General features: G+C 65.2%; 21 protein-coding genes, 1 tRNA gene and 12 pseudogenes. 15 read left to right on the top strand and 19 right to left on the bottom strand.

The genetic code is table 11. From position 1 onward, the window contains the following. The 7 genes and pseudogenes from ACFQJD_RS10570 to cobA form a co-directional block, all read right to left on the bottom strand. Complete coding sequence (locus ACFQJD_RS10570; protein ID WP_379798092.1) at window positions 1-816, bottom strand: precorrin-3B C(17)-methyltransferase; 816 nt, start codon at window positions 814-816, stop codon at window positions 1-3. Further along, window positions 813-1,249: pseudogene (locus ACFQJD_RS10575) on the bottom strand (cobalamin biosynthesis protein). Before ACFQJD_RS10575 ends, ACFQJD_RS10570 begins: the two are co-directional and overlap by 4 nt. Beyond that, the gene (locus ACFQJD_RS10580; protein ID WP_379798094.1) at window positions 1,201-1,554 is read right to left on the bottom strand and encodes a hypothetical protein; all 354 of its coding nucleotides are present in this window, start codon (window positions 1,552-1,554) and stop codon (window positions 1,201-1,203) included. The pseudogene ACFQJD_RS10575 and the gene ACFQJD_RS10580 overlap by 49 nt, the downstream one beginning before the upstream one ends. Before the next feature lie 204 nt (window positions 1,555-1,758). Next, entirely contained in the window at window positions 1,759-2,571 is an 813-nt protein-coding gene (locus ACFQJD_RS10585) for a cobalt-precorrin-4/precorrin-4 C(11)-methyltransferase (protein WP_379798096.1), read from the bottom strand. Further along, window positions 2,568-3,273, bottom strand: a pseudogene (locus ACFQJD_RS10590) (cobalt-factor II C(20)-methyltransferase). Before ACFQJD_RS10590 ends, ACFQJD_RS10585 begins: the two are co-directional and overlap by 4 nt. Next, window positions 3,270-3,772, bottom strand: a pseudogene (gene cbiT / locus ACFQJD_RS10595) (precorrin-6Y C5,15-methyltransferase (decarboxylating) subunit CbiT). The pseudogenes ACFQJD_RS10590 and cbiT overlap by 4 nt, the downstream one beginning before the upstream one ends. 97 nt (window positions 3,773-3,869) lie before the next feature. Next, window positions 3,870-4,859, bottom strand: a pseudogene (gene cobA / locus ACFQJD_RS10600) (uroporphyrinogen-III C-methyltransferase). A gap of 149 nt (window positions 4,860-5,008) precedes the next feature. Between cobA and ACFQJD_RS10605 the strand changes: the two are divergent. From ACFQJD_RS10605 to ACFQJD_RS10620, 4 genes and pseudogenes are all read left to right on the top strand, one after another. After that, window positions 5,009-5,668, top strand: a pseudogene (locus ACFQJD_RS10605) (energy-coupling factor ABC transporter permease). Next, window positions 5,665-6,246: an energy-coupling factor ABC transporter substrate-binding protein gene (locus ACFQJD_RS10610; RefSeq protein ID WP_379798098.1), complete on the top strand. Its 582-nt coding sequence runs from the start codon at window positions 5,665-5,667 to the stop codon at window positions 6,244-6,246. The pseudogene ACFQJD_RS10605 and the gene ACFQJD_RS10610 overlap by 4 nt, the downstream one beginning before the upstream one ends. After that, complete coding sequence (locus ACFQJD_RS10615) at window positions 6,189-6,638, top strand: energy-coupling factor transporter transmembrane component T family protein (RefSeq protein ID WP_379800488.1); 450 nt, start codon at window positions 6,189-6,191, stop codon at window positions 6,636-6,638. The genes ACFQJD_RS10610 and ACFQJD_RS10615 overlap by 58 nt, the downstream gene beginning before the upstream one ends. After that, a pseudogene (locus tag ACFQJD_RS10620) lies at window positions 6,635-7,335 on the top strand (energy-coupling factor ABC transporter ATP-binding protein). Before ACFQJD_RS10615 ends, ACFQJD_RS10620 begins: the two are co-directional and overlap by 4 nt. Window positions 7,336-7,411: 76 nt before the next feature. On the opposite strand, the gene ACFQJD_RS10625 reads toward ACFQJD_RS10620, so the two are convergent. The 5 genes and pseudogenes from ACFQJD_RS10625 to ACFQJD_RS10645 all read right to left on the bottom strand — a co-directional run bounded on the left by ACFQJD_RS10625 (window position 7,412) and on the right by ACFQJD_RS10645 (window position 13,318). Next, window positions 7,412-8,275, bottom strand: coding sequence for a hypothetical protein (locus ACFQJD_RS10625; protein WP_379798099.1), 864 nt, complete (start codon window positions 8,273-8,275; stop codon window positions 7,412-7,414). Between the two features lie 120 nt (window positions 8,276-8,395). After that, window positions 8,396-8,860, bottom strand: coding sequence for a hypothetical protein (locus ACFQJD_RS10630; RefSeq protein WP_379800603.1), 465 nt, complete (start codon window positions 8,858-8,860; stop codon window positions 8,396-8,398). Window positions 8,861-9,033: 173 nt separating this feature from the next. After that, window positions 9,034-9,210, bottom strand: a pseudogene (locus ACFQJD_RS10635) (helix-turn-helix domain-containing protein); the annotation flags it as partial. Window positions 9,211-9,274: 64 nt separating this feature from the next. Further along, window positions 9,275-11,795, bottom strand: a pseudogene (locus ACFQJD_RS10640) (efflux RND transporter permease subunit). Then, complete coding sequence (locus ACFQJD_RS10645) at window positions 11,795-13,318, bottom strand: COG1361 S-layer family protein (RefSeq protein WP_379800490.1); 1,524 nt, start codon at window positions 13,316-13,318, stop codon at window positions 11,795-11,797. The pseudogene ACFQJD_RS10640 and the gene ACFQJD_RS10645 overlap by 1 nt, the downstream one beginning before the upstream one ends. A 494-nt stretch (window positions 13,319-13,812) precedes the next feature. Here ACFQJD_RS10645 and ACFQJD_RS10650 point away from each other — a divergent pair, with 494 nt between their 5' ends. Further along, window positions 13,813-14,403 (top strand): TetR/AcrR family transcriptional regulator, encoded by a 591-nt coding sequence (locus ACFQJD_RS10650; RefSeq protein WP_379798101.1) that lies wholly within the window; start codon window positions 13,813-13,815, stop codon window positions 14,401-14,403. A 40-nt stretch (window positions 14,404-14,443) separates the two neighbouring features. Here the strand turns inward: ACFQJD_RS10650 and ACFQJD_RS10655 are convergent, their stop codons facing one another. Further along, window positions 14,444-14,647, bottom strand: a complete 204-nt coding sequence (locus tag ACFQJD_RS10655; RefSeq protein WP_379798103.1) for a hypothetical protein — start codon at window positions 14,645-14,647, stop codon at window positions 14,444-14,446. 81 nt (window positions 14,648-14,728) lie between these two features. Between ACFQJD_RS10655 and ACFQJD_RS10660 the strand changes: the two genes are divergently transcribed. The 5 genes and pseudogenes from ACFQJD_RS10660 (at window position 14,729) to ACFQJD_RS10680 (ending at window position 19,391) form a co-directional block, all read left to right on the top strand. After that, window positions 14,729-15,160, top strand: coding sequence for a DUF7575 domain-containing protein (locus tag ACFQJD_RS10660; protein WP_379798105.1), 432 nt, complete (start codon window positions 14,729-14,731; stop codon window positions 15,158-15,160). A 208-nt stretch (window positions 15,161-15,368) separates the two neighbouring features. Next, the gene (locus ACFQJD_RS10665; protein WP_379798107.1) at window positions 15,369-15,608 is read left to right on the top strand and encodes a hypothetical protein; all 240 of its coding nucleotides are present in this window, start codon (window positions 15,369-15,371) and stop codon (window positions 15,606-15,608) included. After that, window positions 15,608-17,075 (top strand): annotated as a pseudogene (locus ACFQJD_RS10670) (MATE family efflux transporter). Before ACFQJD_RS10665 ends, ACFQJD_RS10670 begins: the two are co-directional and overlap by 1 nt. Before the next feature lie 345 nt (window positions 17,076-17,420). Further along, window positions 17,421-18,666: pseudogene (locus ACFQJD_RS10675) on the top strand (hypothetical protein). Window positions 18,667-18,827: 161 nt separating this feature from the next. Beyond that, a complete protein-coding gene (locus tag ACFQJD_RS10680) occupies window positions 18,828-19,391 on the top strand; it encodes an amino acid synthesis family protein (RefSeq protein ID WP_379798109.1) in 564 nt (187 codons plus the stop codon). A 640-nt stretch (window positions 19,392-20,031) separates the two neighbouring features. Here the strand turns inward: ACFQJD_RS10680 and ACFQJD_RS10685 are convergent. Continuing rightward, a complete protein-coding gene (locus ACFQJD_RS10685; RefSeq protein ID WP_379798111.1) occupies window positions 20,032-20,634 on the bottom strand; it encodes an LURP-one-related/scramblase family protein in 603 nt (200 codons plus the stop codon). Between the two features lie 207 nt (window positions 20,635-20,841). On the opposite strand from ACFQJD_RS10685, the gene ACFQJD_RS10690 reads away from it, so the two are divergent. Both ACFQJD_RS10690 and ACFQJD_RS10695 read left to right on the top strand, forming a co-directional pair. Continuing rightward, window positions 20,842-21,084 (top strand): hypothetical protein, encoded by a 243-nt coding sequence (locus ACFQJD_RS10690; protein ID WP_379800492.1) that lies wholly within the window; start codon window positions 20,842-20,844, stop codon window positions 21,082-21,084. Window positions 21,085-21,410: 326 nt separating this feature from the next. Beyond that, a complete protein-coding gene (locus ACFQJD_RS10695; protein WP_379798113.1) occupies window positions 21,411-21,641 on the top strand; it encodes a hypothetical protein in 231 nt (76 codons plus the stop codon). A gap of 152 nt (window positions 21,642-21,793) precedes the next feature. On the opposite strand, the gene ACFQJD_RS10700 is transcribed toward ACFQJD_RS10695, so the two are convergent. Beyond that, complete coding sequence (locus ACFQJD_RS10700) at window positions 21,794-22,219, bottom strand: hypothetical protein (RefSeq protein ID WP_379798115.1); 426 nt, start codon at window positions 22,217-22,219, stop codon at window positions 21,794-21,796. 362 nt (window positions 22,220-22,581) lie between these two features. Here ACFQJD_RS10700 and ACFQJD_RS10705 point away from each other — a divergent pair, with 362 nt between their 5' ends. Continuing rightward, window positions 22,582-23,118, top strand: coding sequence for a hypothetical protein (locus tag ACFQJD_RS10705; protein WP_379798117.1), 537 nt, complete (start codon window positions 22,582-22,584; stop codon window positions 23,116-23,118). Between the two features lie 47 nt (window positions 23,119-23,165). Beyond that, window positions 23,166-23,345, top strand: coding sequence for a hypothetical protein (locus tag ACFQJD_RS10710; RefSeq protein ID WP_379798119.1), 180 nt, complete (start codon window positions 23,166-23,168; stop codon window positions 23,343-23,345). Window positions 23,346-23,614: 269 nt separating this feature from the next. Here ACFQJD_RS10710 and ACFQJD_RS10715 read toward each other — a convergent pair whose 3' ends face one another. Together ACFQJD_RS10715 and ACFQJD_RS10720 are read right to left on the bottom strand one after the other, a co-directional pair. Next, complete coding sequence (locus ACFQJD_RS10715) at window positions 23,615-24,268, bottom strand: hypothetical protein (RefSeq protein ID WP_379798121.1); 654 nt, start codon at window positions 24,266-24,268, stop codon at window positions 23,615-23,617. Between the two features lie 825 nt (window positions 24,269-25,093). Continuing rightward, window positions 25,094-25,168 (bottom strand) — tRNA-Glu (locus ACFQJD_RS10720). A 172-nt stretch (window positions 25,169-25,340) separates the two neighbouring features. On the opposite strand from ACFQJD_RS10720, the pseudogene ACFQJD_RS10725 reads away from it, so the two are divergent. Beyond that, window positions 25,341-26,071, top strand: a pseudogene (locus ACFQJD_RS10725) (SDR family oxidoreductase). Window positions 26,072-26,157: 86 nt separating this feature from the next. Here the strand turns inward: ACFQJD_RS10725 and ACFQJD_RS10730 are convergent. Both ACFQJD_RS10730 and ACFQJD_RS10735 read right to left on the bottom strand, forming a co-directional pair. Continuing rightward, a pseudogene (locus ACFQJD_RS10730) lies at window positions 26,158-26,337 on the bottom strand (HVO_2922 family protein); the annotation flags it as partial. Between the two features lie 62 nt (window positions 26,338-26,399). Then, window positions 26,400-26,612, bottom strand: coding sequence for a TRAM domain-containing protein (locus ACFQJD_RS10735; RefSeq protein WP_379798123.1), 213 nt, complete (start codon window positions 26,610-26,612; stop codon window positions 26,400-26,402). Window positions 26,613-26,623 lie beyond the last annotated feature (11 nt).

Raw genomic sequence — 26,623 nt, forward strand, 5'->3', positions numbered from 1 at the left:
TCAGAAGTCGTCGACGTCACGCCCGCCGCGCGGGGTGACGAGGTACGTTTGGTAGTCGTTGCTCCAGGTGTCCGTCTCGTGCGTGCCGACGAGGATTGACGTCCCCATGCCGCCGACCTCCTCGTCGTGTGTGTCCGCCTCGCCGAGCGTCGTGACGGTGAACGTCTCGCCGTCCACGTTCCGCCCGGCGTCGCCCCGGCCGGCGTCGTTGAAGATGCCGACCGGCACGTCGTCGGACCGTTCCTCGCGGATGATGTCGATGGCTCGCGTGTAGTTCCGCCAGCAGTTGTAGAGGACGATGACGAAGTCGCTGACGGCGGCGGCGCGGAGCTTTTCCTCGATTTCGTCCCAGCCGCGCCACTTGTCCGACAGCGACACCGTACAGAAGTCGTTCGACAGGGGCGCGCCCATCATCGCCGCGCCGCCGAGTGCCGCCGTGACACCGGAGACGATTTCGATGGGAACGTCCGTCGCGTCGTCGGCGTCGGCCATCGTGAACACGAGGTCCGACTTGCCGTACACGTTCGGATCGCCACCGGAGACGTGCGCGACGTCCTCGCCGTCCCGTACCCGTTCGAACGCTTCGCGGGTGAGTTCGACCTGCTGGCCCATCGACGAGCGGACGATTTCGGGGTCGTCCTCGTTCGCTTCGCCCTCGGGCGGGAGCGTCCCGTCCCGTCGGAGGAACTCTTGGTAGAGGTTCGAGGCGATGACGCAGTCGGCGGTGGCGATGACGTCGCGGGCCCGCTGGGTCATGTGGTCGGGGAGCCCCGGACCGATGCCGACGACGTAGAGCGTGCCGTAGTCGTCGCTCATCGTCCCACCGCCACGGTGACGGCGTCGTCGTGCCGACGTTTCTCGAGGAGGAGTTCGTGGTCCCGGCCGGCGGCGATGGCGCTCGCCTCCGCGATGCCGGGCCAGCCGATGAGTTCCTTCGACTTGGACGGGGTCGGCCCCTCGAACCCCTCAGCGTCTCCTTGTCGAGGTACGCGACGCCGACGCCGAACTCCCGCGCGGCCTCGACGAGACCCGGTTCGTCCTCCTTCCGGGTCGCCGTCGCGACGAACTCCACGTCGTCCGGCGTCAGGTCAGCCTCGTCCAGCGCGTCGGTCCACGCCGTCAGGAACTGCTCTTTTGCCGCGCCCGAGACGCTGCCCGTGCCGAGGACGACGCCCTCGTCCGTATTGCGCTTGAGGACGGTTACGTCGTCGCCGACGAGGACCGCTCTCGGCCCGTCGAGGCGGGCCACAGGCCCCAACTCCTCGTTGAGGACGGCAGATTCGTCGCCACCGTCGAATCGCCGTTGACGACGTGGGTGTCCAGTGCCTTCGCTCGGCTCTCGACGCCCTGTTTCCCGGCCGCCTCGGAGGCCGTCGTCATCGCCGGAACGGCCCCGAGTTTCGAGAGGTCGTAGGCGACCTGATTCGCGCCGTGGTGGCCGCCGGTGAGCGGAATCGCCCACGTCAACTCCTCGTCGACGACGACCACGGCGGGGTCCTCCCACTTGTCGTCGAGCAGCGGGGCGGTCTTTCGCATGGCGATGCCGCTCGCCATCAGGCCGACGAAACAGTCGTACTCGCCCCAGTGCTCCGCGAAGACGTCGCCGTGATACTCGAGGAGGTCGATCCGGTCGTAGTCGTCCGCGAGTCCGGCCTCGATATCCTCGGCCGTGTCCAGTTGCGTTCGAAGCTAACGATCGCGATCTCGTCGGCGACCTCCCCGTCGCTGTCCGGTGTGCTACAGTCGTTGTCGTTGGTGTCAGTCATCTGTCTTCCCCTCGGTCGAACGGTCGTCGCTGCTTTTCGCCCAGTCGCCGTACAGGTACGAGCGCTCGTACCCGGTCCCGGTCGCCGCCTCGCCGATCACGACCAGCGCCGACGCGCGGTAGCCGGCCGCCTCGACCTTCTCGCCGATGGTGCCGACGGTGCCCCGAATCACGTCCTCGTCGGGCCACGACGCGTGGTAGACGACGGCGACGGGCGTCTCGGGGTCGTGGCCGTCGTCGAGGAGGCGGTCCATCGTCTCGGCGACGGCGTGGGTCCCCAGGTAGATGCACGTCGTCACGTCGCCGAAGCCGACGAAGTCGCTGATGTGGTCCTCCTCCTCGGAGAGGGTCTTGCCCTGTGGCCGGGTGAACGCGACGTGGTTGGCGACCTCGTTGAGCGTCAACTGCGTCCCGAGCGTCGCGCTGGCGGCGAACGCCGAGGTGACGCCGGGGACGAAGTAGGTCGGGACGCCGTTCGCTTCGAGGGCGTCCATCTGCTCCAGCGCGGCCCCGTAGACGGCCGGATCGCCGCTGTGCAGGCGAACGGTCGTCCGTCCGTCCTCGTAGGCCTCCGCCATCAGCGGCACCAGTTCTTCGAGGTCCTTGCCGACGCTGGAGACCTGCTCCGCGTCGGCGCAGTACTCGTCCAGCAGTTCGCTGTTCACCAGAGAGCCCGCGTGGACGACGAGGTCGGCGTCTTCGACCAGCCGTTTACCCGTGACCGTGAGGAGCCCCGGGTCACCCGGTCCAGCGCCGATGAACGGGACGCCCTCGCGCACGTCGCCGGCGGTGTACTCGTCGCTCACGCCGACCCCTCCGTCTCGGCCTCGTCGAACTCCGCGGTCGCGAGGTCGCGGTCGAGCCCCGTTTCTCGGCGTACGCGAGCGTGTAGTAATCGCGCTCCGCCACGTCGGCCGGGTCCGACGTGACGACGGTCTCGCCCTGTTCCATGAAGAGCCGGCGGCCGTACCGGACGTCGTAGCCGGCGGCGGCGAGTTTCTCGTGGGTGGTCTCCGCGTCGGTGACCTTGAAGAGAATCATCCGGTCGGGCCCCGTGGGTGCCGCCCCGTCGGCGGCTTCCCGGAGCGAGAGCCCGGTCCCGGCCTCGATTTCGACGCCGAGCGCCGTCGCGAACGCCGTGACGGCGCTGACGCCGGGGACGACTTCCACGTCGACGGCCGGGTGGAAGGCGTCAGCGTCCGCCGGAGGTGACCGAACGTCGAGTAGACGTTCGGATCGCCGAGCGTCACGAACGCCACGTCGCCGTCGGTCGCCGCGTCGGCGACGGCACCGGCGGCCTCCCGCCACGCCGCCCGGAGTTTCTCCGGGTCGCGCGTCATCGGGAAATCGAGGTCGCCGAGCTTCGACTCGGGGACGTACTCCCGCGCGACCGACCGGGAGAGCCGTCCCGGCGAGTAGACGGTGTCCACGGATTCGAGGACGCGCCGCCCGCGGACGGTGACGAGGTCGGCCTCACCGGGACCGAGGCCGACGCCGTAGACGGTCATGCGTCCCCTCCCGCGCCGCGCTCCCCGACGACGACGTAGACGGGGTTGTCGGCACGGAAACTCGTCGCGCCGGCGAGTTCGTAGCCGTGGTTCACCTGCATCTGGAGCACCTCCGAGAGCAGGTCGCGGTCCCGGAAGGCGTCGATGGCGTCGCCCGCGACTTCGACGCGGGAGACGTTCATCACGATTCGATCGACGCCCGTCTCGACGGCGTGGTCGAGGACGGCCTCGAAGTTCCGACTCCCCCGACGAACATCGCGTCCGCGTCGTCCGGAAGCCCCGTCGGCGCTTCCGCCTCGCGAAGCGACACCTCGGCGTCGTACTCGTTTTCGCCGAGGTTCTTTCGCGTCACGTCCAGTCGGTCGGGTTTCCGTTCGATCGCCGTCACCCGGCCGGCGCGTCGCGCCGCTTCGATGGTGACCGCGCCGGTACAGGAGCCGACGTCGACGAAGTGGTCGTCCGGTCGTAAGTCCAACTTCCGGATCGTCACCGCCCGTATCTCCGATTTCGTCGGGCCGGCTTTCGCGTCGTGCGGAAGCGCTACTCGAGCATCAACCCCACCATTTCAGCCCCGCGTAAAAACAATTGTCCTTGCTCTACCCAAAACATACTTTCACTACGGTCGGCGGCAACGAGACCGACCGCGCTCGGCCGCCGCGGTCGGCCTCAGGCGGGATCGAAGTCGTCGAGTTCGTCTGCCACGTCCCCCGGACCGACACCACGTCGCCGACGACGGTGGTCGCAGGCGGGGAAATCGAGGCCCGGTCCGCTGCCTCGACGATGGTTTCGAGCGTCCCGCGGATCACGCGCTGGTCTTCCCACGCCGCTTTCTGCACGAGAGCGACCGGAACGTCACCGCCGACGCCGTGAGAGCAAAGCGCCGCGACGTTGCGCTCCAGCGTTCGAACGCCCATGAGCACGACGAGCGTCGAGCCACTTTCGATCTCGCTGGCGATCGCCGACCAGTCCAGCGAACTCCTCTTTGTCGGGCGTCTCGTGGCCCGTAATCACCGTGAATCGGGAGGAGACGTCGCGGTGGGTGAGCGGGATTCCGGCCAGCCCGGGAGCCGCGATGACGCTGGAGACCCCGGGACGACTTCGAAGGGGACGCCGTGATCGGCGAGGTGCTGGGCCTCTTCACCACCGCGTCCGAAGACGAACGGATCACCACCCTTCAGCCGGACGACGGCGTCGCCGGACGAGGCGTGATCGACCAGTCGTTCGTTGATCTCCGCCTGCGGCGTCTTGTACTCGACGCGCTTGCCCACGTCGACGACCCGTGCCGACGTCGGGATGCGGTCGACGAGCGCGTCGCGCGTGAGGGCGTCGTGCAACACCACGTCCGCCGTCTCTATCAGCCGTCGCGCGCGCACCGTCAGCAGATCCGGATCGCCCGGACCCGCACCGACCAGATACACCGTTCCCTTCGTCGCGCGTGACCGTTCGGGAACGCTCGACCGGGCGTCGAACGGCAGCGGCGAGACGCCGCGCACGGACGCCGAGGTTCCGGAATCGTCCACGTCAGGCCCGTCCGTCCCGGACGACGCCGACGGCTCCCCCGACCCGCGAGCGGTGTCGTCCTCCATCGGGACATAAGGGATAGTTGCAGTAACTTCAATCTACTTGTATTAGTTGGAGCGAAGCGGACGCCGGCGTCGAAAACGCACTTTCGTTATGGCAAGCGGTATTGTTTTTGTGGGTGAGGTAATCGGCACCCACACGGAGTGATTTCAACGTGCACATCATGGAAGGGTTCCTTCCCCCGTTCTGGGCGATTCTCTGGACGATAGTCGCCCTCCCGTTCGTCGCGTACGGCGCGCGCCGGACGCTGTCGACCGTCCGGATGAGCGCCCGAACGAAGGCGCTCGTCGCCGTCGCCGCGGCGTTCGTATTCGTCCTCTCGGCGCTCAAGCTCCCCTCCGTAGCCGGCAGTTCGTCGCATCCGACGGGGACGGGCGTCATGGTCGTTCTCTTCGGACCGGCGATCACGGCGTTCGTCTCCGTCATCGTTCTCCTGTACCAGACCGTCCTCCTCGCCCACGGGGGCTGACGACGCTCGGAGCCAACGTCACGTCGATGGGCATCGTCGGCCCCTTCGTGGGGTGGGCGGCCTACCGGCTCGTCCGTTCCCAGTTGACGATTCAGCAGGCGACGTTCGTCGCGGCGGCGGTTACGGACTGGGCGACGTATCTGACGACGTCGCTTCAGCTCGGGCAGCCTTCCCCGCCGGCAGCGACGTCGGCGGCGTCGCGACGGCGACGCTCGACTTCGCGGCCATCTTCGCGGTCACACAGATACCGATCGGCGTCCTCGAGGGCTCCTCGCGGCAGCGATGATGGGGTATCTGCACCGAATCGAGACGGTCAGCGAGCGGCGACTGGGGGTGCCGTCGTGAAGCGGCTCCTGCTGTTCGGCGTCGCCGTCGCGGCGGTCGTCCTCCTGCTCGCGACGTTCGGGAGCGGCTACACCGGGACGGACCAGCAGGCGGTGTCGGCCGTTCAGGAGCGAGCGCCGGAGTACGACCCGTGGGCGTCGCCCGCGTGGGCCCCGGGAGCGACGACCGAAGCCGCCCTGTTCGCCCTCCAGGGGGCGTCGGCGCGGCGGTGCTCGGCTACTACCTCGACCGACTCCGGACGAGCGATGCACCGGACGCTTGAAGCCGTGCAGGTGGACGCGACGCCCGCCGTAGAGGGGCCGCTACGGGTGTATTTCGTCCTCGCCGCGCTGCTTCTCACGGCGACGACGACGCGGACGAGCGTCTACGCCGTCGCCATCGTGACGTTCGCCGCCCTGTCGACACACGCCGTGGGACGCGCCTACGTCTCGCTTCTCCGGTATCCGGTCTCGTTTCTCCTCCCGAGCCTGCTCCTGATCGCGTTCCTCACCCCGGGGATCCCGCGTTCGAACTCTGGACGCTGGACGTCTCCGAACGCGGCGTTCGGACCGCGACCACCGCCGGACTGCGAGCGATAGCGTCCCTCTCGGTGCTGTCGTTTCTGTCGCTGACGACGACGGTCCCCCAACTGGTCGCCGCTCTCGACGAACTCAGACTCCCGGAATCGATAATCGAACTCATGCTGTTGGTGTACCGCGGCGTTCAGGTCCTCGTCGAACAGGCGGTCCGGCTCGACACGGCGGCGCGACTCCGCGGCGGTTTCGAGTCCCGGCGAACGCTGTTTCGAACGACGAAGCTCGTCGCGTCGTCGCTGCTGGTGAGTTCGCTCGACAGGGCGGAAGCCTTCGGGACCGCCATGGAGTCGCGGAACTACGCCGGACGGATGCCCGTCCCCGAGTACGAGAGCGGAGGACACGCCACCGCCGGGTTCGTCCTCGTCGTTCTCGTCGCGGCGAGGTGGATCGCGTGATCGAAACCACCGACCTCCGTTTCGGCTACGGGGACCGCCCCGTGCTTCGCGGCGTCGACTTCACCGCCGCGTCGGGGAGGTGACCGCCCTCCTCGGGCGCAACGGGGCCGGGAAATCGAGCCTGCTCAAACATTTCAACGGGCTGCTGGAACCCGACCGCGGGCGCGTCGCGGTCGACGGCGAGCGGGTCGAATACGACGACGATGCGCTGAGAGCCGTCCGCCGTCGCGTCGGCTTCGTCTTCCAGCGCCCGGAAGACCAGCTCGTCGCGCCGACCGTCCGACAGGACGTCGCGTTCGGCCCCGCCAACCGCGACGATGGCGCGACCGAGAACGTGGAGTGGGCGCTCTCCCGGGTCGGCCTCGACGGCTACGACGACCGTCTCTGCAGTCGCCTGAGCAACGGCGAACGGAAACGCGTCGCCCTCGCGGGCGTGCTCGCCATGGACCCCGACTACGTCGTGCTGGACGAACCGACCGCCGGCCTCGACGGTGACGGCACCCGCGCGCTCGTCGACCTGATTCGTGGCCTGACCGACGAGGGCATCACGTTCGTCGTCTCCACGCACTACCCCGGGTTCGCCTCGGCGGTCGGCGACGCCTTCGCGATTCTCGACGAGGGGCAGGTCGCGTATCGCGGCCAGACCCTCGACGACGTCTGCGTCGAGGCGTACGGACTGCGGCGGTTCGGAGTGTGAATCCGACCGGAATGGGCCCGCCCTCCGAGCGCCCGGCCACCGCTGCAGGACGCCCACCGAAACGCACGTCGAGCGATCAGGCTCCGGAGACGAACCGTCGGTAGGCGTCGATTCGCCGGAGGCCGTACTCGACGCCCGCGGCGACGAGCAGGAGAGCGAGATAGAGAAACCACGCACCGAAGTAGAGCGCGTGGGGGCCGTCCACGCTCGCGGTGAACTCGGCCCGAGCGTCGAGGAGAACGAACAGGGTCAACAGCGCAGCCGGGGCGACCAGTCGGTGGCGAATCAGCAGGTAGAGCGGCCCCGCCGCGAGCACCCACATGCCGACCGCACCGTAGAGATACAGCAGCCAGTCGATCCCGTCAGTGACCGTCACGCCGAGACGGGCGGCGAACCACACCATCGCGGCGGCGTGAAAGAGCCCGCCTGCCGTCGCCACCGCGATTGCTCGCCGGCGCGAGGACGGGACCGACAGCCACGGAGCGGGCTCCGGAACGGACGGAAGCACGTCCCACGCAGTTCGAGCGACGTACTCGACGAGCCCGAGAAACAGGAAGCCGACGGTCCAGACCGACGCGTTGACCATGTAGCGCACGATGTACAGTCCGTTCTCGACGACCACGATACCGGTCGGTTCGGCGAGCCGCTCGAGTTCGGCCACGTCTCGAAAGGTCGGTCCGGGCGGCGCGAGCTCCATCCCGACGACGTACCCGGAGGTGAGGACGAGCGCGACGACGGGCCCGACGAGTCGATATCGCAGAGCGATCCAGACCGGGACCGCTGCCACGGCGACGAGTCCGCCGTATCGCCAGCCGAGGCCGACGAGCGAATACTCCGCGGGACCGACCGAGTATCCGAGGTCGAGTGCGACGACGAGCAACCCCGCTGCGTGGACGAGGCCGACCACGAGACCGGCGACGACCGCTCGGCTGGAGGGCATACGTTCTACCGCGTCACCCGCAGCACAGTTCAAGGTGATGCCTCCGGTTTCGGGGCGCGCACGGGTCGGAGAAGACGGGGCGATGCGAGACGCGCCCCTTCGTCCCGCCGAGAAATCGCCTCAGGTCGACTCGGGGTCCGGCGGTTCCGTACCGAGCGCCCGTCGGATCGAATCGGGGAAGCCGCCGATCATGAGCTGGACGAACGCGGTCGCGAACGTCGTGCGCGCGCTCCAGATGGCGATCTCCTCGGGGCCCTCGGCCTCGATCTGCGGTCGGATACTGAACAGGAACACGTCGGAGTCCACGACGAGCATCCGTTCGGCGTAGTCGTTGCTTTGCCACTCCGAGGGTAACTGGTGGTCGGTCAGGCACGATATTTCGGTCCACTCGGTCGGCAACGACTGATCGGGCTCCCGAACGAGGGACACGTCGACGCCCGCGCCACAACGCGAGTCGAGCGTCCGGAGAAGCCCGACGTCGGACGCTCCGATCGCCGCCGAGCCGTACACCACTCGCTCGTCGGCTTGCTTGACGAGCTGGATGATCCGCTCCGTGACGGCGTCTTCGCCGGTGATCGACCACACGTCTTCGTCCCGCTCGGACGACGGGGCCGACTGCCGTTCGACGGCTTCGAGAAACTCGAACGCCGTGTCGCGTCGACTCTCGAACCGGTGTTCTGCTGCGCTCGCGCCTCGTCCAGCGACACCGGGCGGAACACCTGTGGACTCGCCCGTTGCCGGCTGATTAGCCCGTGGTCTTCGAGTTGCTGTGCCGCCGCGTACACCTGTGACCGGGGCACGTCGGAGACGTCTGCCACGTCGCTTGCGGTGGCGCTCCCTAACCGCACGAGCGCCATGAACACGCGCGCTTCGTAGGTGCTGAGGCCGAGTTCTTTGAGGGCGTCGACCGCTTTTTCGTGATCTGTTTCGTTCATCGTGTCAGTGGAGGGGTCGAACGGGGGTCGAGTGTCTGAGCTCTGTCATCGGGGGCGGCCGTGCTCATTCGCCTACTGCCGGATTACCGGTCGTTGCGCGTTCGTTCTTCGCCGGGTCGGCGTCGCGGCCGTCGACGAGTTGGGCCCACACGACGAGTGCCGGCGGGAGCACGACGAGCGAACACAGATACGAGTAGAGGATGCTCACGCCGGTCAACAGGCCGAACTGACCGAGGATCGGCGTGATGGCGATGACGAGCACGCCGATCCCCGTCACCGTCGTCAGCATACTCCCCGTGAGCGCGCCGCCCGTCCCGCGAACGGAGACGGTCAGCGCAGCGAAGACGTCGGCGGATTCGTCGTACTCCTCCGCGAACCGGTGGACCAGGTGTGCCGAGTAGTCGATGCCGAGCCCGATTCCGATCGACAGGGTCGTCCCCGTCAGGACGTTGAACGGGATGTCGAGATACCGCATCGTCGCCGCGATCGCCGCGACGGTCACCACGATCGGGAGGAGATTCACCAGTCCGAGCGACGGCCGCCCTCGAGGAGCGCGTAGATGAGGACCAGGAAGGCCGCCGAGCCCAAGAGCGCGAGCACGAGACTGACGAACGCCGGCTGGGCGATGACGTCGGAGACCGCCTTGAGGACGACGACGCTCCCCGTCGCCGTCGCTTCGAACCGGTAGCGATTCGCGACCGCTTTCGTGTCGGCGGTCACCGCCGCTTGCGAGGCGTCGGACTCGACCGCGTACTCGACCCGTGCGGACGTGTAGTCGTCGGTGATGTAGGCGAGGGCACGTTCACGGGCGGGCGACGCGAGCAACGCGTCGTAAACCGTTTCGAGATTGTCGTCGGGAATCCCGTTCGCGTTCCGGTCGTTCCTCGCGACGAGCGCCGCGAATTCGGGGTCGCGTCGCGCGTGGCTTCGGATGACGGTAACGATGCTCGTCTCCCTCGCGTGTCCGTCGTCGACGACGAAACTGTCCGGGGGCTCTCGCCGGCGCGCCAGATCGACTCGAGGGCTCCGCCGTTCGTGAGCGACCCCTCGACGTAAACCGTCGTCACGTCCGACTCGCCGGTCCGGAAGTTGTCCTCTAGGAAGTTCGTCGTCTCGGTGACGGTGTAGTCCTGTGGCTGAAGCTGCTGGGGGAGGAGTTCGAGATACTCCGGGTTGTCCTCCGGCGGGAGGAAGTCGTCTTGCGTGAATCGACTGTCGACGCCAGCGCCGTAATAGCCCATCCACGCCGTACTCACGAACAGGAGGAGGAGGAACGCGCGCGGGGCCAGTCGCCCGATGTGGATACCCACGGGCAGGACCTTTCCGAGCATCGAATCCTCGGAGCCGAGCGGTTTCGAGCCGAACTCGGGGAAGCCGACCCGCTCGCGGAGCGTGTCCGCGTACACCTTGGTCGCGGGGAGGAAAATCCCGAAGATGAGGGCCGTAAAGACGATGCCGATGGCCGCGACGACGCCGAAGTCCCGGATCGGACCGAGGTCGCTGCTCGCGTTCGCCGCGAAGCCGATGACGGTCGTCCCCGTGACGATAGTGAACGCGACGAGCAACTGGTCGGTGGCGGTTCGCATCGAATCGCGGACGCCGATCCCGTCGACGCGCTCCTCGCGGTAGCGGTTGATCGCGTGGATACCGAAGTCGATACCGACGGCGAGCAACAGTGGTGGGACGGCGATCAACATCTGCGAAAACGCGATCCCAGCGAGTCCCATGAAACCGAACGTCCAGAGGATGGCCATCGCCAGCGAGACCAGGCCGATGAGGAGATCGATCGGGTCGCGATACGCGATGATCAGGAAAAACAGGATGAGCACGACCGCGGCCGGCACGACGAGCGCCAGCGAGTCGCCGATGACGTGCGAGAACTCCTCGGAGATGATCCCGCTTCCGAAGACGGTGATGTCTCCGCCGACCGAGTCGACGACGAACTCGGCGTGATGTTGGAGTTCGGTCAGCGGACTCGACCCGCCCGTTCCGGCCGAATCCGACACGTCGGCCGAGAGCGAGTGCGTCACGACGCCGATCGTCGACGAGGCGGAGGCCGACTTCGCGTTGAAGTCCTCGCTCAGCGTCGCCGTCAGCCCCGGATTTCGATCGACTGCCGTCGCGACGGCCGCGTCGATTTCCGAGGGCGTCGCCCGCTCGACCGCGTCGATCTCGTCTTCGATCGTCGCGGCGGACGGATCGAGGGTCCGAGCGACTGCGCGAGCGACGCTCGTCGTGCCCGCCACCTGTAGCTCCGGATTCGCCTGCAGCCGCTGTTGCGCCCGGAGCATCCGCAGGAGTTCCGGCTTGGAGAGGACGTTCGTCCCCGGCTGGATGAGCTGGGTCCTCCCCGTGTCGTCCCCGAATGTCACCCGTTCGAAGTTGTCGTTGACGTCGTCGTAGGCCTCCTGTGCGGGGACGTCGTCGGTGAACTGGGTCGTCCCCGACTCGGTCCCGGACTGACCGAGCCCCATCATAAATCCGGCAGACAGCAGGAGGAACACGACGATGACGGTCTTCGGCCGATCGGCTATCCACCCGTCGACGACGTCGATGTATCGCTGATAGTCGACTTGGAGGCGCATCAGTTACCGTTCCGGCGTCGCCATCCGACCGCGCCGATCAGGCCGACGACCGCGATCGCCCCGACGACGAGACCGGTGGGGAAGCCGCCGCCTTGCGACGGCGTCACCGAGATGGGAACTTTGTACGTCTGCGAGACCTCGCTGTCGCCGTCCGGGAGTTCGTACTGGAAGTCGAACGAGACGGGGTAGGTCTTCGGCAACGCGTTCCCGGCCGCACTCAGGGCGATCGTGAACTCGGCGGATTCGCCCGGTGCGAGCGCGGCGATGATTCCTTCGTCGTTGTCGCTCGCGAGCGGGTCGTTCACGAAGGCCTTCGCCTCGACGTTGGTGAGCGGCTCGTCGCCGTTGTTGGTGACGCGAACCCGGAGCGCGGTTTCACCGCCGGCCTCGATCGTGTCGTCGGCGACTTCGACGACGAATCGGTCCCGCTGTGGGGCGATGTCGGCTTTCGTTTCGAGGCCGTCACTGTACCGGACGTCGCCGCGCTGATTCCGGTATTTCACGGTGAGGTTGAACTGCTGTACGCTCGCGCTGGCGGCGCTGCTCACGCCGACCGTGTACTGGAAGTCGGCGCGTTCGCCGGGGGCGAGCGTCGACAGCGCGTATTCGGACGAGTCGACGTCGATGTTCGGGTTGGTGGAGCGGAACCGAACGACGGGGTTGTACACCGTACTCGGGCCGTCGTTGACGACGGTGCCTCGCAGCGTTCCGTCCTGACCGACGCGGAGCGACGTCGAGACCCCTTCCAGGGAGAATCGCTGTTCGCCCATCGGACGAACGCCGATGTTCAGCGGTCGCGAGGAGCGGCTGATCCCGTCGGTGTCGGTGTAATCGACGCGCAGGTCGAGCGTGTATCCCCGTACCGCCGCGTCGTCGGCGAGAGCGACCGTGTAGTTGGCCGTTCGGCGCTCGCCGGGTTTCCACCCACCGACGTACGCCGTGGAACTGGCCGACGCCGAGCCGAACGTCAGTTCGTCACTCCGGGACGTCAGGGTCGCACTCGCGTCGCGGGCCGTCCGAGTCCCGACGTTCTCGACGGTCACCGCGAGATCGCCGGTGTCGCCGACCTGTGCCGACGTGGCGCTGTCGACGACCTCGAACCGGGCCTGGTCGCGAACGCGGATCGTGAGATACGCCGTCTCGGTGCGCGTGAAGTCGTTGTACTCCGCGCCGTAGACGTCGTAATTAACGCCGCGCGTGTACGCGTACGAGAACTCGACGGGAACCCGATACGTCCCGGGCTCTGCGTCCTCCGAGACGGTGATGTCGACGGGGTCGACGGCCGTGGTTCCGGTGGGGACGTTCCCCACGCCGAGGCTTCCGGTGTTGACTTCGATGGGCGCGTCGCCCGCGTTCACCGTAACGGTGAGCCCCCTCGCGGTGGTGACGCGGTTCTCGTACTGTGACGGACCGCCCTTGTCGATGCGCCCTCGATTCAAGACCGACAGCCGAAGCTGCGCTTTCGTCCCCGGTTCGAACTCCTCGGTGGAAGTGAGGACGGTGAGGTCTGGCTCACCGATCACCTGCCCCGAACTTCCGGCCGTCTGTGCGGCGACCGGCGTGACGCCCGACGCGACCACGAAGAGGGCGAAAAGGAGGCTGAAAACAGCGGTCCGAGACGCGGGAGTCCGCATCTACGGCCCTCGCAGATCGGTGAACGTCGACGCAGAACGGGGGTGTCCGAAGCGCCGTCGAGACTGTTTGTACATTTCTACTAACAGCGCAGGGACTGGCGGCTATAAGGGTTGTGTTCGACGAGATCGGTGACAGGCCGACACCCGGCGGTCGCTCACGAAAGCGACCGCTCCCCGTCGCCGCGAAAGTCCGGTGTCCGGGTCGCCGCCGACGCCGAGATGGCTAACCGGTTAGTTCAAATACAGCGTATAGAGGTGCTCCCCCACAGCCGCGTTCACAGCGGTAATAACCCTCGATAGCGCCTGATCGGACGATACATTCGGCCGGATGCGAACGGTCGGGACAAAAACCGTTATCCGCCCGTGGACGAACTCGGTAACCAATGACCAGCCCATCGGAGCGGACCTTCTCGGAGGGAAACGAGGAGATCATGCGGGCGACCTACCGGGCCCTTCGCGAACACGGGTACGCTGACCTCACGATCAAACGGATCGCGGACGAGTACGGGAAATCGACCGCGGCGGTACACTACTACTACGACACGAAAGACGAACTCCTCGCCGCCTTTCTCGACTACCTGCTCGAACGGTTCGTAGACGAGATACAGGACGTCGAAACGACCGACCCCGAACGGCGGCTGAGCCTCCTCCTCGACAGACTGCTCGTCGACGCCGAGGAGCACCGGGATCTACTGATCGCGATACTGGAAATGCGGAGTCAAGCCCCGTACAAGGAGGCGTTCCGTGAGCGATTCCAGCAGAACGACGAGTACGTTCGGTATATGCTCAAAGCAGTCATCAACCACGGAATCGACGAAGGCGCGTTCGACGACGTCGACGCCGACCGCGTGGCTCGTTCGCTGATGACGATCGTCGACGGCGCGCGTACACGAACGGTGGTTCTGGGAGAGGCGGACGCGCTCGCGACGGGGCGGCGAACCGCGACTGAATACGTCGACGCGACGTTGCTGTGAACGGCGAGTGCGCCGTGCGGTACGTGGCTGCCTCTCCTCGCTACGTCTCCCCGGACCGGCGTCGTCTGCGCGACAGAATCCACAGGAGAATGAGTACACCCTCGATCCGCGCCGCCGTATACACCCACGAGCGCAGTTCGTGATCGTCGCCTTCCGTGGCGAGTTCGTACCAGAGATCGACGACGCGCTTCGGTGCCAGTACCTCCAACAGTCCGAGTACACCGAGTAGTAGCGATACCGCCATACGTGTCAATTCGTCGTCTCCGTCAAAGAACTTGTGCCCGACGGGAGAAGACTTATGGCTGACTGTTTACTGAAGTTTCGTATGAGCCGATCGGTTTCACAGAAGCGACCCTGGCTCGCGGCCGTACTGGGGACGCTCGCGACAGGGCTCGGTCACCTCTATCTCCGGCGCTGGCGGCGTGGCCTCGGATGGCTCACGGTTCTCTTCGGAGTGAGCTACTTCTTCGTCGACCCGTCGGCACTGGACGCACTCGCGAGCGGAACCGTCGTCGATCCGCTGGCGATCGCGCCGATCGTCGTCGTCGGGAGTCTCAGCGTCGCCGACGCGTACCTCCTCGCCCGCGCCCAGAACGCGGTCGCACGAACGACGGTCGCCACGGACGGACGGCTCACCCACTGTCCGGGCTGTGGTAACGAACTCGACTCCGACCTCGACTTCTGTCACTGGTGTACGGCCGAACTCCCCGATTTCGAGGTTTCTGGCCCTGAAGATGCCGACGCGAACGAGCGCTGAACGCCAGTACGACCGGCCAACGGGGAGCCGAAGGCCGCTCCGCAAAGGCCGATCCAGCGACGTTAGCGATTAGGCGTTGTGTTCACCTCCGTCGGATACCGATCGTGGCCTACGTGACGAGTAAGGGGTTCCAACCATCGATAGCCCGCCCCGACTCTTCGTGGGTCCCAAGCCTTTTGACTAATTAGTTAGTAAGTGAGATAAGAGCGTGATAGACGACGACGCGGCTACCGAACTTGTAGCGGCGACGGTTCGTGCCCGCCGCCGGCGGGGATACGCGGACCCCACTCTCGGAGACGTCGCTGTCGACCGCCCCGTGACGGCGACACCTTTCGCTCGTGCGCGACGCGTCGCCGTAGCTCGCTCGTCCGAACAGCCCTTCGAGACGATACCGCGGGACGTTGAAACCCACCCGGTCGTAGACGAACCGTCGGAGGCGACCCGCTGATGGGGATTCGAAGTCACGTCGGTTCGCTGTTCAGGGGGCCCGAGGAGTTCGACCTCACGTCGGGCGGCATCGGGAAGCCGCTGTTTTTCCTCTCGATGCCGATCGTCGTCACGAACCTCTTTCAGACCGCGTACAATCTCGCGGATACGTTCTGGCTCGGCCAGTACAGCACGGACGCGCTGGCGGCGATTAGTTTCGCGTTCCCGATGGTGTTTCTGCTCATCTCGCTCGGCATGGGCATCTCCGTCGCCGGCAGCGTTCTCGTCGCCCAGTTCACCGGCGCAAACGAGGAACGCGAAGCCGAGTACGCCGCCTCGCAGACGGTCACGTTCGCCGTCGTCGTATCCGTCGCCCTCGGTGTCGTCGGCTACTTCGGCGTCGACACGTTCCTCGGCCTGCTGGGCGCGTCCGAGGACGTCCTGCCGATGGCGGCGAGCTACATGGAAGCCATCTCGCTGGGCCTGCTGTTCATGTTCGGCTTTTTCGTCTTCGTCGCGCTCATGCGAGGATACGGCGATACGATCACTCCGATGCTCGTCATGTTCGGGTCGGTCGTTCTCAACATCGCTATCGACCCGTTTCTCATCTTCGGGTGGACGGTGGTCGAGAACGCCCCGCTCGTCGGGACGCTCTCCGTCCCCGAACTCGGAATCCAGGGGCCGCCATCGCGACCGTGTTCTCGCGCGGACTCGCCTTGCTCGTCGGGCAGCGATCATGTTCCGCGGCGATCGCGGGGTCCAGATTCACCTCGGCGACATGGCCCCGGATCTCTCGTATCTCCGCCGACTCGTTCGCATCGGCCTCCCGGCGTCGATAGAGGGCACCGGTCGCGCGCTGTCGATGAACCTCCTGTTAGTTATCGTGGCGATGTTCCCGGACACGGTCGTCGCCGCCTACGGCATCGGCACGCGCGTGTTCTCGGTCGTCTTCCTGCCGGCTATCGCGGTCGCGCGCGGCGTCGAGACGATGACCGGCCAGAACATGGGGGCCGGTAAACCCGATCGCGCCGAACGAGCGGCGGGGCTCGCAGCGAAGGTGCTTTTCGGCGTACTCACCGTCGCCGGCGTCCTCATCTTGGTCACCGCAGTCCCGATCGCTGATCTGTTCACGACGAATCCCGACGTCGTCGAAATCGCCGCTCAGTTCCTCCGCTACGTCGCGTTGACCTTCGGATTCATCGGGATCATGCGGGCCTACACCGGTAGCTTTCGCGGTGCCGGAAAGACGCTCACCGCCGCAGCCATCTCCGTGCTGATGCTCGGTGTCGTCCGCTTCCCGATCGCGTGGATCGCCGCCGGCCCGCTGGGAGAATCCGGCGTCTGGCTGTCGTTCGCGATTTCGAACGTGGTAGGTGCGACGATCGCCTACGCGTGGTATCGCCGTGGGACGTGGCGAGCGAGCGACCTCACCGAAACCAGAGTCGACCTCGCCGAAACCAGCGCCGAACTACCGACGAACGGGGACTGACCCCGCCGGCCGATCCGGTGCCGGCCCGCCGGCCGACGTCAGTCCCGACTTCGACGAGGGATCCAAGGCCGCGAACGGCCGCCCCGGACCTCCTGTGAGCCACGCCGGGTGGCGAACCGCGATGTCGCAAAGACGTAGCCACGCCGGCTGTGGCCGTCGCGTCCGCCGCTCTCGTCGCGATACGGACGGCGATGCTCGCGTTCGCGCGGAGGTGGTACGGCGAAGTCGGACACGCCCGTGGAGGCGGCGTCTACGTCGCCGAGATACTTCGAGATCCGACGCCGCGGGAGTGTGACGCCGGGACGAACCGAATCTTGATGTGTCCGGTCGCGAAACTGGCCGGGCATGGCGAGTGCGGCCGAGTTAACCGAGCCACACGTGTTAGCACACACGAAACGCCGTCTCTTCCCCGACGCGGACGAGGGGTACGTCGTCACAGACACGCAGTTCTCCTCGGACCGGTGGCTCGCGACGCGGGCGATCGATCCGGACGTCCAGGAGACGCTCTCGCCGTTCAACCACGTCCGAGTCGGCTCCGGCTATCCCGACCTCGTCGGCGTCCGAATCCTCGACGACGACCTCCTGGCAGTGGATCGGCAGGTGACGAACCGCCGTTAGTCGTCGTCGAAGCGAAAGGCTACACGGATCGCGGTAGCGTCGACGTAGAGCGCGGCGTCGTGCAGGCGTACGACCGTCTCCACGAAGCCAACGCGGCGTACGTGGCCGCGCCCACGCGCGCCGTCTCACAGTCCGCTCGAACGCTCGCGCGCGAATTGAACGTGGGCGTTCTCGGCGTCGGCACGGGCGGGACCGTCGAGCCGATCGAAGTACCACGCCTCGTCGGCAACCGCACGACGACCGAAACCAACGCAATCCGCTTTCAGGCCAGCGCACAGGGCGTCGCGAACAAGTCGTTCGGTCTCAACCATCCGAAAAACTACCTCGCGTACCCGCTGGCAGTTCACCACCCGGCGGGGACGAGAGAAATTCTCGCCGAGTTCGTCGTCCGCGCCGTCGACGACGCCCGGAAAGGAGCGGCGTTCTTGAATCTCGTGGACGACGACCCCGACCGCGTCCGACTGACGTCGCTCGGGAAGGAAGTCGTCAGATTCGGCCTCCGGGAGTGTGGATCGGTCGACGACGCGCTTCGGCAGTTCGACGCCTGGAAACGGTCGCGAAAGCGGTTTGTCGACGTCGCGCCGAAGTGGGGGCGCTCACTCGCCGCGTCGTCTACGAGTACCCGGCGACGAAACTCCTCGTCGAAGAGGTCCAGCGGATGCACGAGGACGGGATCGCGGAGCCGACGCTTCCACAGGTCGTGGAGTATCTCCACGAACTCCATCCTTCGTTCGCTATCGAGCTGTTCGTCCGCGGTGACGAGGAGGTTCGTAGCCGCGTCCTGAACGCCGACGGCGAGTTACAGTACGAAGCGCTGAGGGACGGGAGCGTCTTTCACTCGCCGACGGTCTTCCAGCTCAAGGCGATGCTGTACCACGCAGGGATTCTGACTTCGCGTGGGAGCGAGCCGTCGAACCTGGAGCCAGCGACGGATACGTGGAAGTTACGTGAATCGGTCGTGCAACGCGAATAGCCTAACGGCACGACGGCGGTCGGCCACGACGCCTCGTGTCTGTGATGTCGAGTGTCAGGTAGCGGTACAGGGACGGCGGCTTTGCTCGGCACGCATCGGTAGAATACCGTCCACGCTCGAGGCTCACGTGATTTTTTATGACGTCCCTCCTCATCACTGATATGGCCAATCTCCCGATTCAGAGATGGACCACCGTGACGGAATCGATCGAACGCGAAGGCGGACGGGAGCTCGAGAGCCCCATCAGCAAGGTAGCGGCTGTGGCCGTCCTCTCGAATCCCTACGCTGGGTCCTGGGAGGAGGATCTGAGCGAGTTGACCGAATGGGGAGAGGTCCTGGGCGAGAAACTCACCTCGACGGCCGTGGCGGAACTCGGCGGGGAGGAAGCGGTCGAGAGTTACGGGAAAGGCGGTATCGTCGGCGTAGACGGGGAACGAGAACACGTCGCGGCGATCCTCCATCCGGAACTCGGAGCGCCCATGAGAGACGAGATCGGAGGAGGTGAGGCCATCATACCGAGCACGAAGAAGATGGGAACCCCGGGGACGACGATAGACGTCCCAGTACACTACAAAGACGACGAATGGGTGGCCAGTCACTGGGACGCTATGGAGGTTCGCGTCCCGGACGCACCACGGCCCTCCGAGATTCTGATCGCGGTTGTGCTGACGGACGGCGGTCGTCCACATCCACGGATCGGCGGCAAAGGTATTGACGACCTCTGACCGGAGGATCGGCTCTCGCCAGCCGGACGACGGAGCGTCCGTCCGATCGAGACGGCAGACGTCGTGAAGTTCGGCTTCGATCTCGGAGGACTGTACCACAACCGGTTGGCTGCCTCCGACGAGGCGTCCTACTTCGAACGCGAGTGGGCGTACGAGCCACCATCCGGTGAGTCGATCGAACCGGCGGGGACTGTAGCCAATCGACCGCGCTCGACCGTCCCGAGCAGACTTTTCGGCCCGAACGCACGACGCCACCCGGGCGCGTCGGTCGTCGTCGGCTCCTCCTTTCGCGCCTCTCTACGATGGGATGAGCGTGGGATATTGTCCTCGCCTTCGCCGTGGTCAGTTTCGTCGTTCCGATGGAGTTATCTGCGATCGACTACCGGCTGCAGTACGGCAGCGGCGTCTAGCTGGAAGGGATAGGAGGGCTGTAGTCATCTCGGTGAGAACGGCGTCGGCGTACACATCTCCCGAACGTCTCATATCAGACCGAGTAATTCCAGAACCACGCCGACGATCTCGTCTAATTTGCCTCTCTCCTCGTCAGTTCCGTCTGACGACGCGGGATCGTTGTCGTCTGTCATATCCTCGATGAAGCACCAACGGGGGTATCGGCGTAGGCGGCGTGTGGGATTTCAGATCACTTGTTTTCGAGGGCGTCGAGAACGCAGGCGGCAGCGATCACCGCCTCTTTCGGGACGTTGCTGGCGTCGTCGATGCTGACCGTGTAGGTGTCCCGCAGCGAGAACTGCCCCTCGATGTCGCCGACGTGGTCGCCGTCAGCGTCGAATATCTCGTACTTGTTCGGGATGAGGTTCGCAACGGAGACGAGGTGCCGGAGTGCCGCGAGGGGCTTGCTCTTGGAACGAATGGTCGCCAGCGCCTCCCCCGTGTCGGGGTCTCGAACCGTCCAGTTTTCCACGAACAGCGAGAAGTCCTCGTCGAGGACGACGACCTCTTCGCCGGTGCCCGCGTCCGTGATGGCGTAGTTGCCCGCGATGTCCATGATGCCGCCGGCCTTCACCGTGAACGCGTCCTCGTCGTCGCCGGTGAGAAACGGGAACTCCTCTTTCATTTTGAACATCTTCTGCTTCCCGCGCAGGACGACATCGCCAGCGCTGTCGCGGACGACGTACTTGTTCCGGATCACCGACTGCTTGACCTCGTAGCGGTCGTCGTCGAGGTCGACCGTGGAGATGTCGTAGGGGGACGACGCTGATTCGAACGCAGGGGGATCGGTCATGGGTAACTGGTGGACCACGTTCAGAGAAAAGCCTTCTGCCCAGGACGACACAGTACAGGCGTTACTTGGGGTTTCTGCGGCCGGCCTTTCACCGCGAAGGCCAGGGTAGTCACCTACTTACACGTGGCGAGGGATGTACGCTCGATGCCCTCCACGCTCACTCGAGTTCTATTGAGTGAACCATCCGGCCGAACCCATGCAGTGGTCATGTTCTCCGGGTCACTCCTCTTCTTGAGTCTCTACGTGTACGCCGCCGTTCTGGGCGACTCTTCCTCGAGCAGTTGGCTAGTTGTTATGGCGGCCGGGACCGGTCTGTCTGGCATCGCCGAATCCCTTCCGAAGGATCGACGTCGAACAGCCGGCGTCTTCCGCGTAACGGCGATGCTCGTCTTGATGGATCTTCTCGCCACTACCGTCTTCGCCCCCGAGTTCGTCGTCGGAGAACAGTAGGGCTCACTCAAACCGAGGCCGCTATTTCCGTGAACTACCCACAGGAGGAACCTGCTACTGACTGTTGCTGATTCGGCTGTTGGAACGAGTCAGGGTCAATAAATTGAGTGGGCTCGCCGGCGTCGAACTCGTTCCGTTCGTAGAGGGTGGACGCAGGGGTTCCTCCATCGTCAATCGACACACTCGGTGTACCTGACGAACTTTCGAAGAAACCCTGCTGAGATGGTCGGCAAAGCCACCAGCGTCCGAAGGACCGCAGATGCTCGTCGTAGAGCCACCCATTACCTGACAGAGACTTAATGCCACAGCGCAATAAACAGTTAGCTATGGCCGATCTGGTCCCTCTGCTCCTCGTTGGCGCTGTTGCTATCCAAATTCCGATAGGGATTTTGATGTATCTCGACGCGAAGCGACTCGGTCTCAAGAACCCAGAGATATACTGGCTGGGAGTAGTGATACCCGCCGCAGGGTTCGTCGTGATCCTATACTACTTCACGGAGCGAAGGAATCTCCCGAAGAAGGAAGGAGAGAATCCGTCGAAAAACGCCAGTCAGTAGGGCTCGGTTCTGTATGATGGACCGCACTGCGAACGACGTCACCGACGTCGACACCCCGCTCCAGAACGTCCACCTAAACAGCCTCGTGGAGGCGGGTGTCGCGGACGAGAGTCGGGTGCGGAGCCGTGGCAATCGAAACACGACGTCGGTGATTAGAAGACCGGACGAAGTCCAAATCGCCCGAGAGTACGGTCGAGAGCGGTTCTGAATAGTGCTTCACCGAGTGTGATCGCTGGCGTGACGCCCAAAAGAAGGGGCCAGACGGTGAGATACGACGAGAGCGGATGCAGATGCGCTCCGTATAGCCACTGATACACCGTATTCCCCAGTATCCAGAGCGTTACGAGCGGCGGGGAGACGAGTGAGAAGCGTCCGAACAGATACAGGGACACAGCGGCCGTCAGAAACATCCCGAGCCACGCGTATCCCATCCCGGCGACCGCCGCGAGGCCACGGCCGGAGACGGAAACACCTGACGAGAACAGCCACCAGAGGACCGCGATCGAGTATACGGTACCGCCGATGATCACGACGGCGAGTCTCGTTTGGCGGACTGCGAATTCAGAGTGGAGGGACATGCGGCGTGTCTTCGATCGGTACCCGGGTAATTGACGGTGTCGTTCGGGGGTGTGTATTCTGCAAGCGGGAATAGACAGTGCGTTTCGTACGATCGTCGAGAGATCGAGTCACTCCGGTCGCAGCCTGACGACGCCACGTGTGACGAGTCCGTGAGGCTTGAGTATCCGCCCCACGAACATCCGTCCCATGCCCTCCAGACAGTTCGACCGTTCTCACGGCGTCTCCACATACGGTACCGATGAGACGTCGTGACTTCCTCGCAGCAGCGGCGTGTGGAATCGGAGCGCTGTCCGGGTGTTCGACTGATCCCGGACCGAACCGAGAGCTGAGCCCGACACCGGAGCCGACGGTGCCTCCGGACGTGGGTACCCTCACCGAGAAAAAGCCGCTGCCGACCCCGGATGACGTCTCGAACGAGACGGCCGCGCGATCGTTCGTCGAGACGCACGAACGGCGGTACGTCTATAACGAACTCGTCGACGGGTTCGGAACTACCCAACCCGCGACCAAAATCACCGTCGAGTCCACGGACGCTGCCGTCGGGTACACCACTGCCGGGGGCTACTATCTGTTGTCGACGTGTCGTGGCTCCGCTCGGTACTACGACCCGGACGGCTCACCGAGCCGAGCGGGACGAAACGCCGCCAGCGTCGCCCACTTCGTCGGGTCGGACGTCCACCGGCGGATTCCCTTCAACGCCTATCGGTGTGAGGAGCCGGTCGTCACCGAATCCGACGAGGGGGTGGCGGATCGTCGGCACGGTTCCAGATCTACGATTTCGAAACCCCGCCGAACTACGACCAGCCGGATCGGGGTGGTCACGAGGTGGACGTCCGCGTCTCCGACGCCGATGGGGAATCCGTACTGGATCGAGACTACCGAACCTCGCTCCCGCTAACTGTGCAACCGGGGGTGACTCGCACGGCCGGGGAGTATTCTCTCTCGGTGTCCACGACCGACGGCGGCCATGCCCAGCACGACTGGTCGCTGCCCGAGCAGACCGACCCCACGTGGTGGGCCCTCGCCGTACTGATCACTCACGGCGGCGACGTGGCGATCCAGACGCTGTATCCCGGCGACGTCGTCGGCCTGCCTTCTACCTCCTTGTGCACCCGAATGGACTGACGAGGCTACTCGGCGGTATCCCGTAGGTCGTCGTCGTATCGGGCGCTACGGTATCCTCTGAGAACCCCGCTGAAAACCGGATTCGTGCCGTCGGACGTGAGGAACATCCCGTTAGCTATCGGTCTATCACCGAACGTCTCGGCTCACCGATGTACGTCGCGCGGATTTTCTTTCCCACCGAACACAATCATCGTGTGAATGACACTTCTGTCGTCTCGAGTTCCTCGCCATCTGGTCGAACGAGTGGATACGTGTCGTGAGACGGCGTCTCAGGCAGCCCTACCGCGGTTCAGTTCGACCGATCCGCCGCTATCGACGAAGACGTCGAGCTGATTGAACCACTCCTCGGACCGGAATTCGTGAGCGAGGACGACGTCGCTGTCGACCTGTACAGTTATGCGGTATCGACCGTTCTTCCACGGCATCTGCCCGAGTTGATTCGTTCCTTCGCTCGACACGTCGACAGTATTCGCCACCACTAATCGCTCGCGCCGGACGACCCAGATGGTCACCGAGTGAGCGACGTCGTCCTGATTGACAGCGAGCATCGTGATCGGGTCGTTAGGACCGCCCGTACATCCCGCGAGAGGGACGCCGCTCGCGAAGAGGGTGAGAATCTGACGACGATTCATCGCTTTCGGGGAGCGACTCGACGTGTTGGGAGAGTGGACACAGTCATCACTACGCCGTCCCGCGCCCACCGACTTCGTCACGCACGACGAAGTAGAGAACCCAGACGACGAGGCTTCCGAAGAACGCGCCGACCCCCACGCGAGGGCGTGACTGCTCCCGCGCCCTTTCGCATCTCGGTAGATGAAAACGGAGATTACGAGCGGGACGACGAACGAGAGGAACGTGATGACGAGGATGATCAGGAGTTCAGGGCCGCCCGGGACGCCGAATTGGAGGACTGGTAGCGACATACTATCCAGTCTCGCCCTCCTGTGAAAAATGTTCTAGCCGTTGAATTACGGTGGACCGACGATGCGGTGAATCGTCGGCCAGTGAGCGGGTCCCGTGGTCGACGTCGTCGGGGAAGATCTGCTGGCGAGGTGAACAGGGAGAGAGTACGGACGACTCTCCCGCCGTGGAGCCGGCTATGGGCGAAATAATGATATCCTCAATGGCATGCGACGACGCGGCGAACGTTCTTGACGGCGAGTGAGCTGGCGACCGCCGGTCTCTGGAAGCGCTCTCGATGACAGTCCGCCTCGCGGTCGCGACCGCTACTATCGAACATCCCGCCGCCCTCACACGCTGGAGAACATCGTCGAAAAGTCCGAGGGGCGAGCGTCACGATACTCGATGGGTGACGGTTGGAAGGCGCTCGAGCACCGAGTCCGTCTCAGTGTCGAGAGGAAAGTCGGTTGCCGGTGGAAGTGGGGCGGAATCGGGTAATCACCAACAGGCGAACCCCGAAACCCGAACGCTTTCGCCACTCGTTTTCCGCAGTCGAATCCCCCGCTATCGCATCGCGCCCTCCTCGAGACAATGGCAGCCGGGCTGCTGGCTGGTCCACATTGATAGCGGTTGGGTGATTCGGTCGACTGAATTGGCTTGCTCCTCGTAGTCTGCCTTCGTCGTTGAGAACGAGGGAAAACTGCGAGAAGGCGAAGGGAAAGGAGTGCTCCGTCAGGGATTCGAACTCGGCGAGACGGTCGACCTCACTTCGCTCGGTCGCTGCGACTCGCTTGCTCGAATCCCTTCGTCCGCATTTCGCTCGCGTCACGCAGTGACGCTCGCTGCAATGCTCCGTCAGGGATTCGAACCCTGGTCCTTGCCGTGAGAGGGCAAGATGATTGGCCGGACTACACCAACGGAGCGCAATCTCAGTTATTGGGGAATGAAGTAAAACAGTTCCGCTTTGGCCACGCCGTGAGGTAGATTCGCAGGCGGAACCGCTCTCGACGCTACGCGATCTCGCGGAACGGACGACGCCGGACGCGGCGTCGGCTCGGGCGAGGAATCAAGGGCCTCGGTGGCGACGCACCGATTATGACGTTACAGGACAAGTACGCACTCGTCACGGGGGCCAGCGCGGGCATCGGCGAAGACACGGCGCGCGTCCTCGCGCGGGAAGGGGCGAACGTCGCGCTCGCGGCGCGGCGCGAGGAACGGCTCGAAGGGCTCGCGGACGAACTCGCGTCGGCGTTCGGTGTGGAGACGCTCGTCGTCCCGACGGACGTCCGCGACGAGGAGGCAGTCGAGGCGATGGTCCGGACGACAGTCGAGGAGTTCGGCCGGCTCGACGTCCTCGTGAACAACGCGGGGGTCGGCGTCGGCGGCGACGTCGCGGACGTGACGACGGACGAGTATCGCCTGATGATGGAGACGAACGTCGACGGCGTCTTCTTCGCGACGCAGGCGGCCATCCCCCACCTTCGCGAGACGGACGGGAACCTCGTGTTCGTCGGGAGCTTCGCGGGGCAGTACCCCCGGCCCGGAAATCCGACCTACGCGGCGACGAAGTGGTGGGTCCGTGGCTTCGCACACAGCCTCGAGGGCAGATCGGCCCGGACGGCGTCGGCGTCAGCGTCGTCAACCCCACGGAGGTGCGCACGGAGTTCGCCAGCGAATCAGACACCGCCTTCGAAGACCACTTCGACCCGGGAGAGGTGACCGAACCCGAAGAGGTCGCCGAGGCCATCGCCTTCGCCGCGTCACAGGAGCGCTCGACGGTCCACGAGATCGACCTCTATCGACGCGACAAGTTCGACGGCTGGTGACCGGAGCGGCGGTCCCGCTGGAGACGGTTCGGTCCCTCGACGGACGGTCAGGCGCGCCACCGCGGCGGTCCGCCATCGACGACCGATCAGTCCGCCGCCTCGACGACGGCCGCGTCCGGAGCGTTGCGCTTGACGCTCTCTAAGCCCTGTCTCGCCTTCTGTTTCGTCGCGTACCCCTCGCCGCTGTCGGCGATGATGTTGCCGTTGTCGTGGCGGAGATGCCAGCGCCATTCGCCCGCGTCGTCCTCGAAGAGTTCGAACGTCGCACCCATATCCGGGACGTTCGGGAGCCACCGTGAAACGTCTTTGCTCGAATTACGTACCGAGATTACCCACCGAACTCGCGTTCGAGGATGTCGGCGCGGGCGAAGTTCGGTCCGACGTCGGTGATCTCGACGCGGACGATTTCGCCGAGATCGCCGTTGGGGACGAGGACGGCGAAGTCGCCGACGTAGCCGACGCCGTCGCCTTCGGAGCCGAGTTCCCTGATTTCGAGAACGTGCGTCTCGCCGCTCGTGACCGGCGCGTCGTTCGCGCTCATAAACGGCCTAT

The organism is Haloplanus sp. GCM10025708 (genome assembly GCF_042663985.1).
Taxonomy (GTDB): domain Archaea; phylum Halobacteriota; class Halobacteria; order Halobacteriales; family Haloferacaceae; genus Salinirarus; species Salinirarus marinus.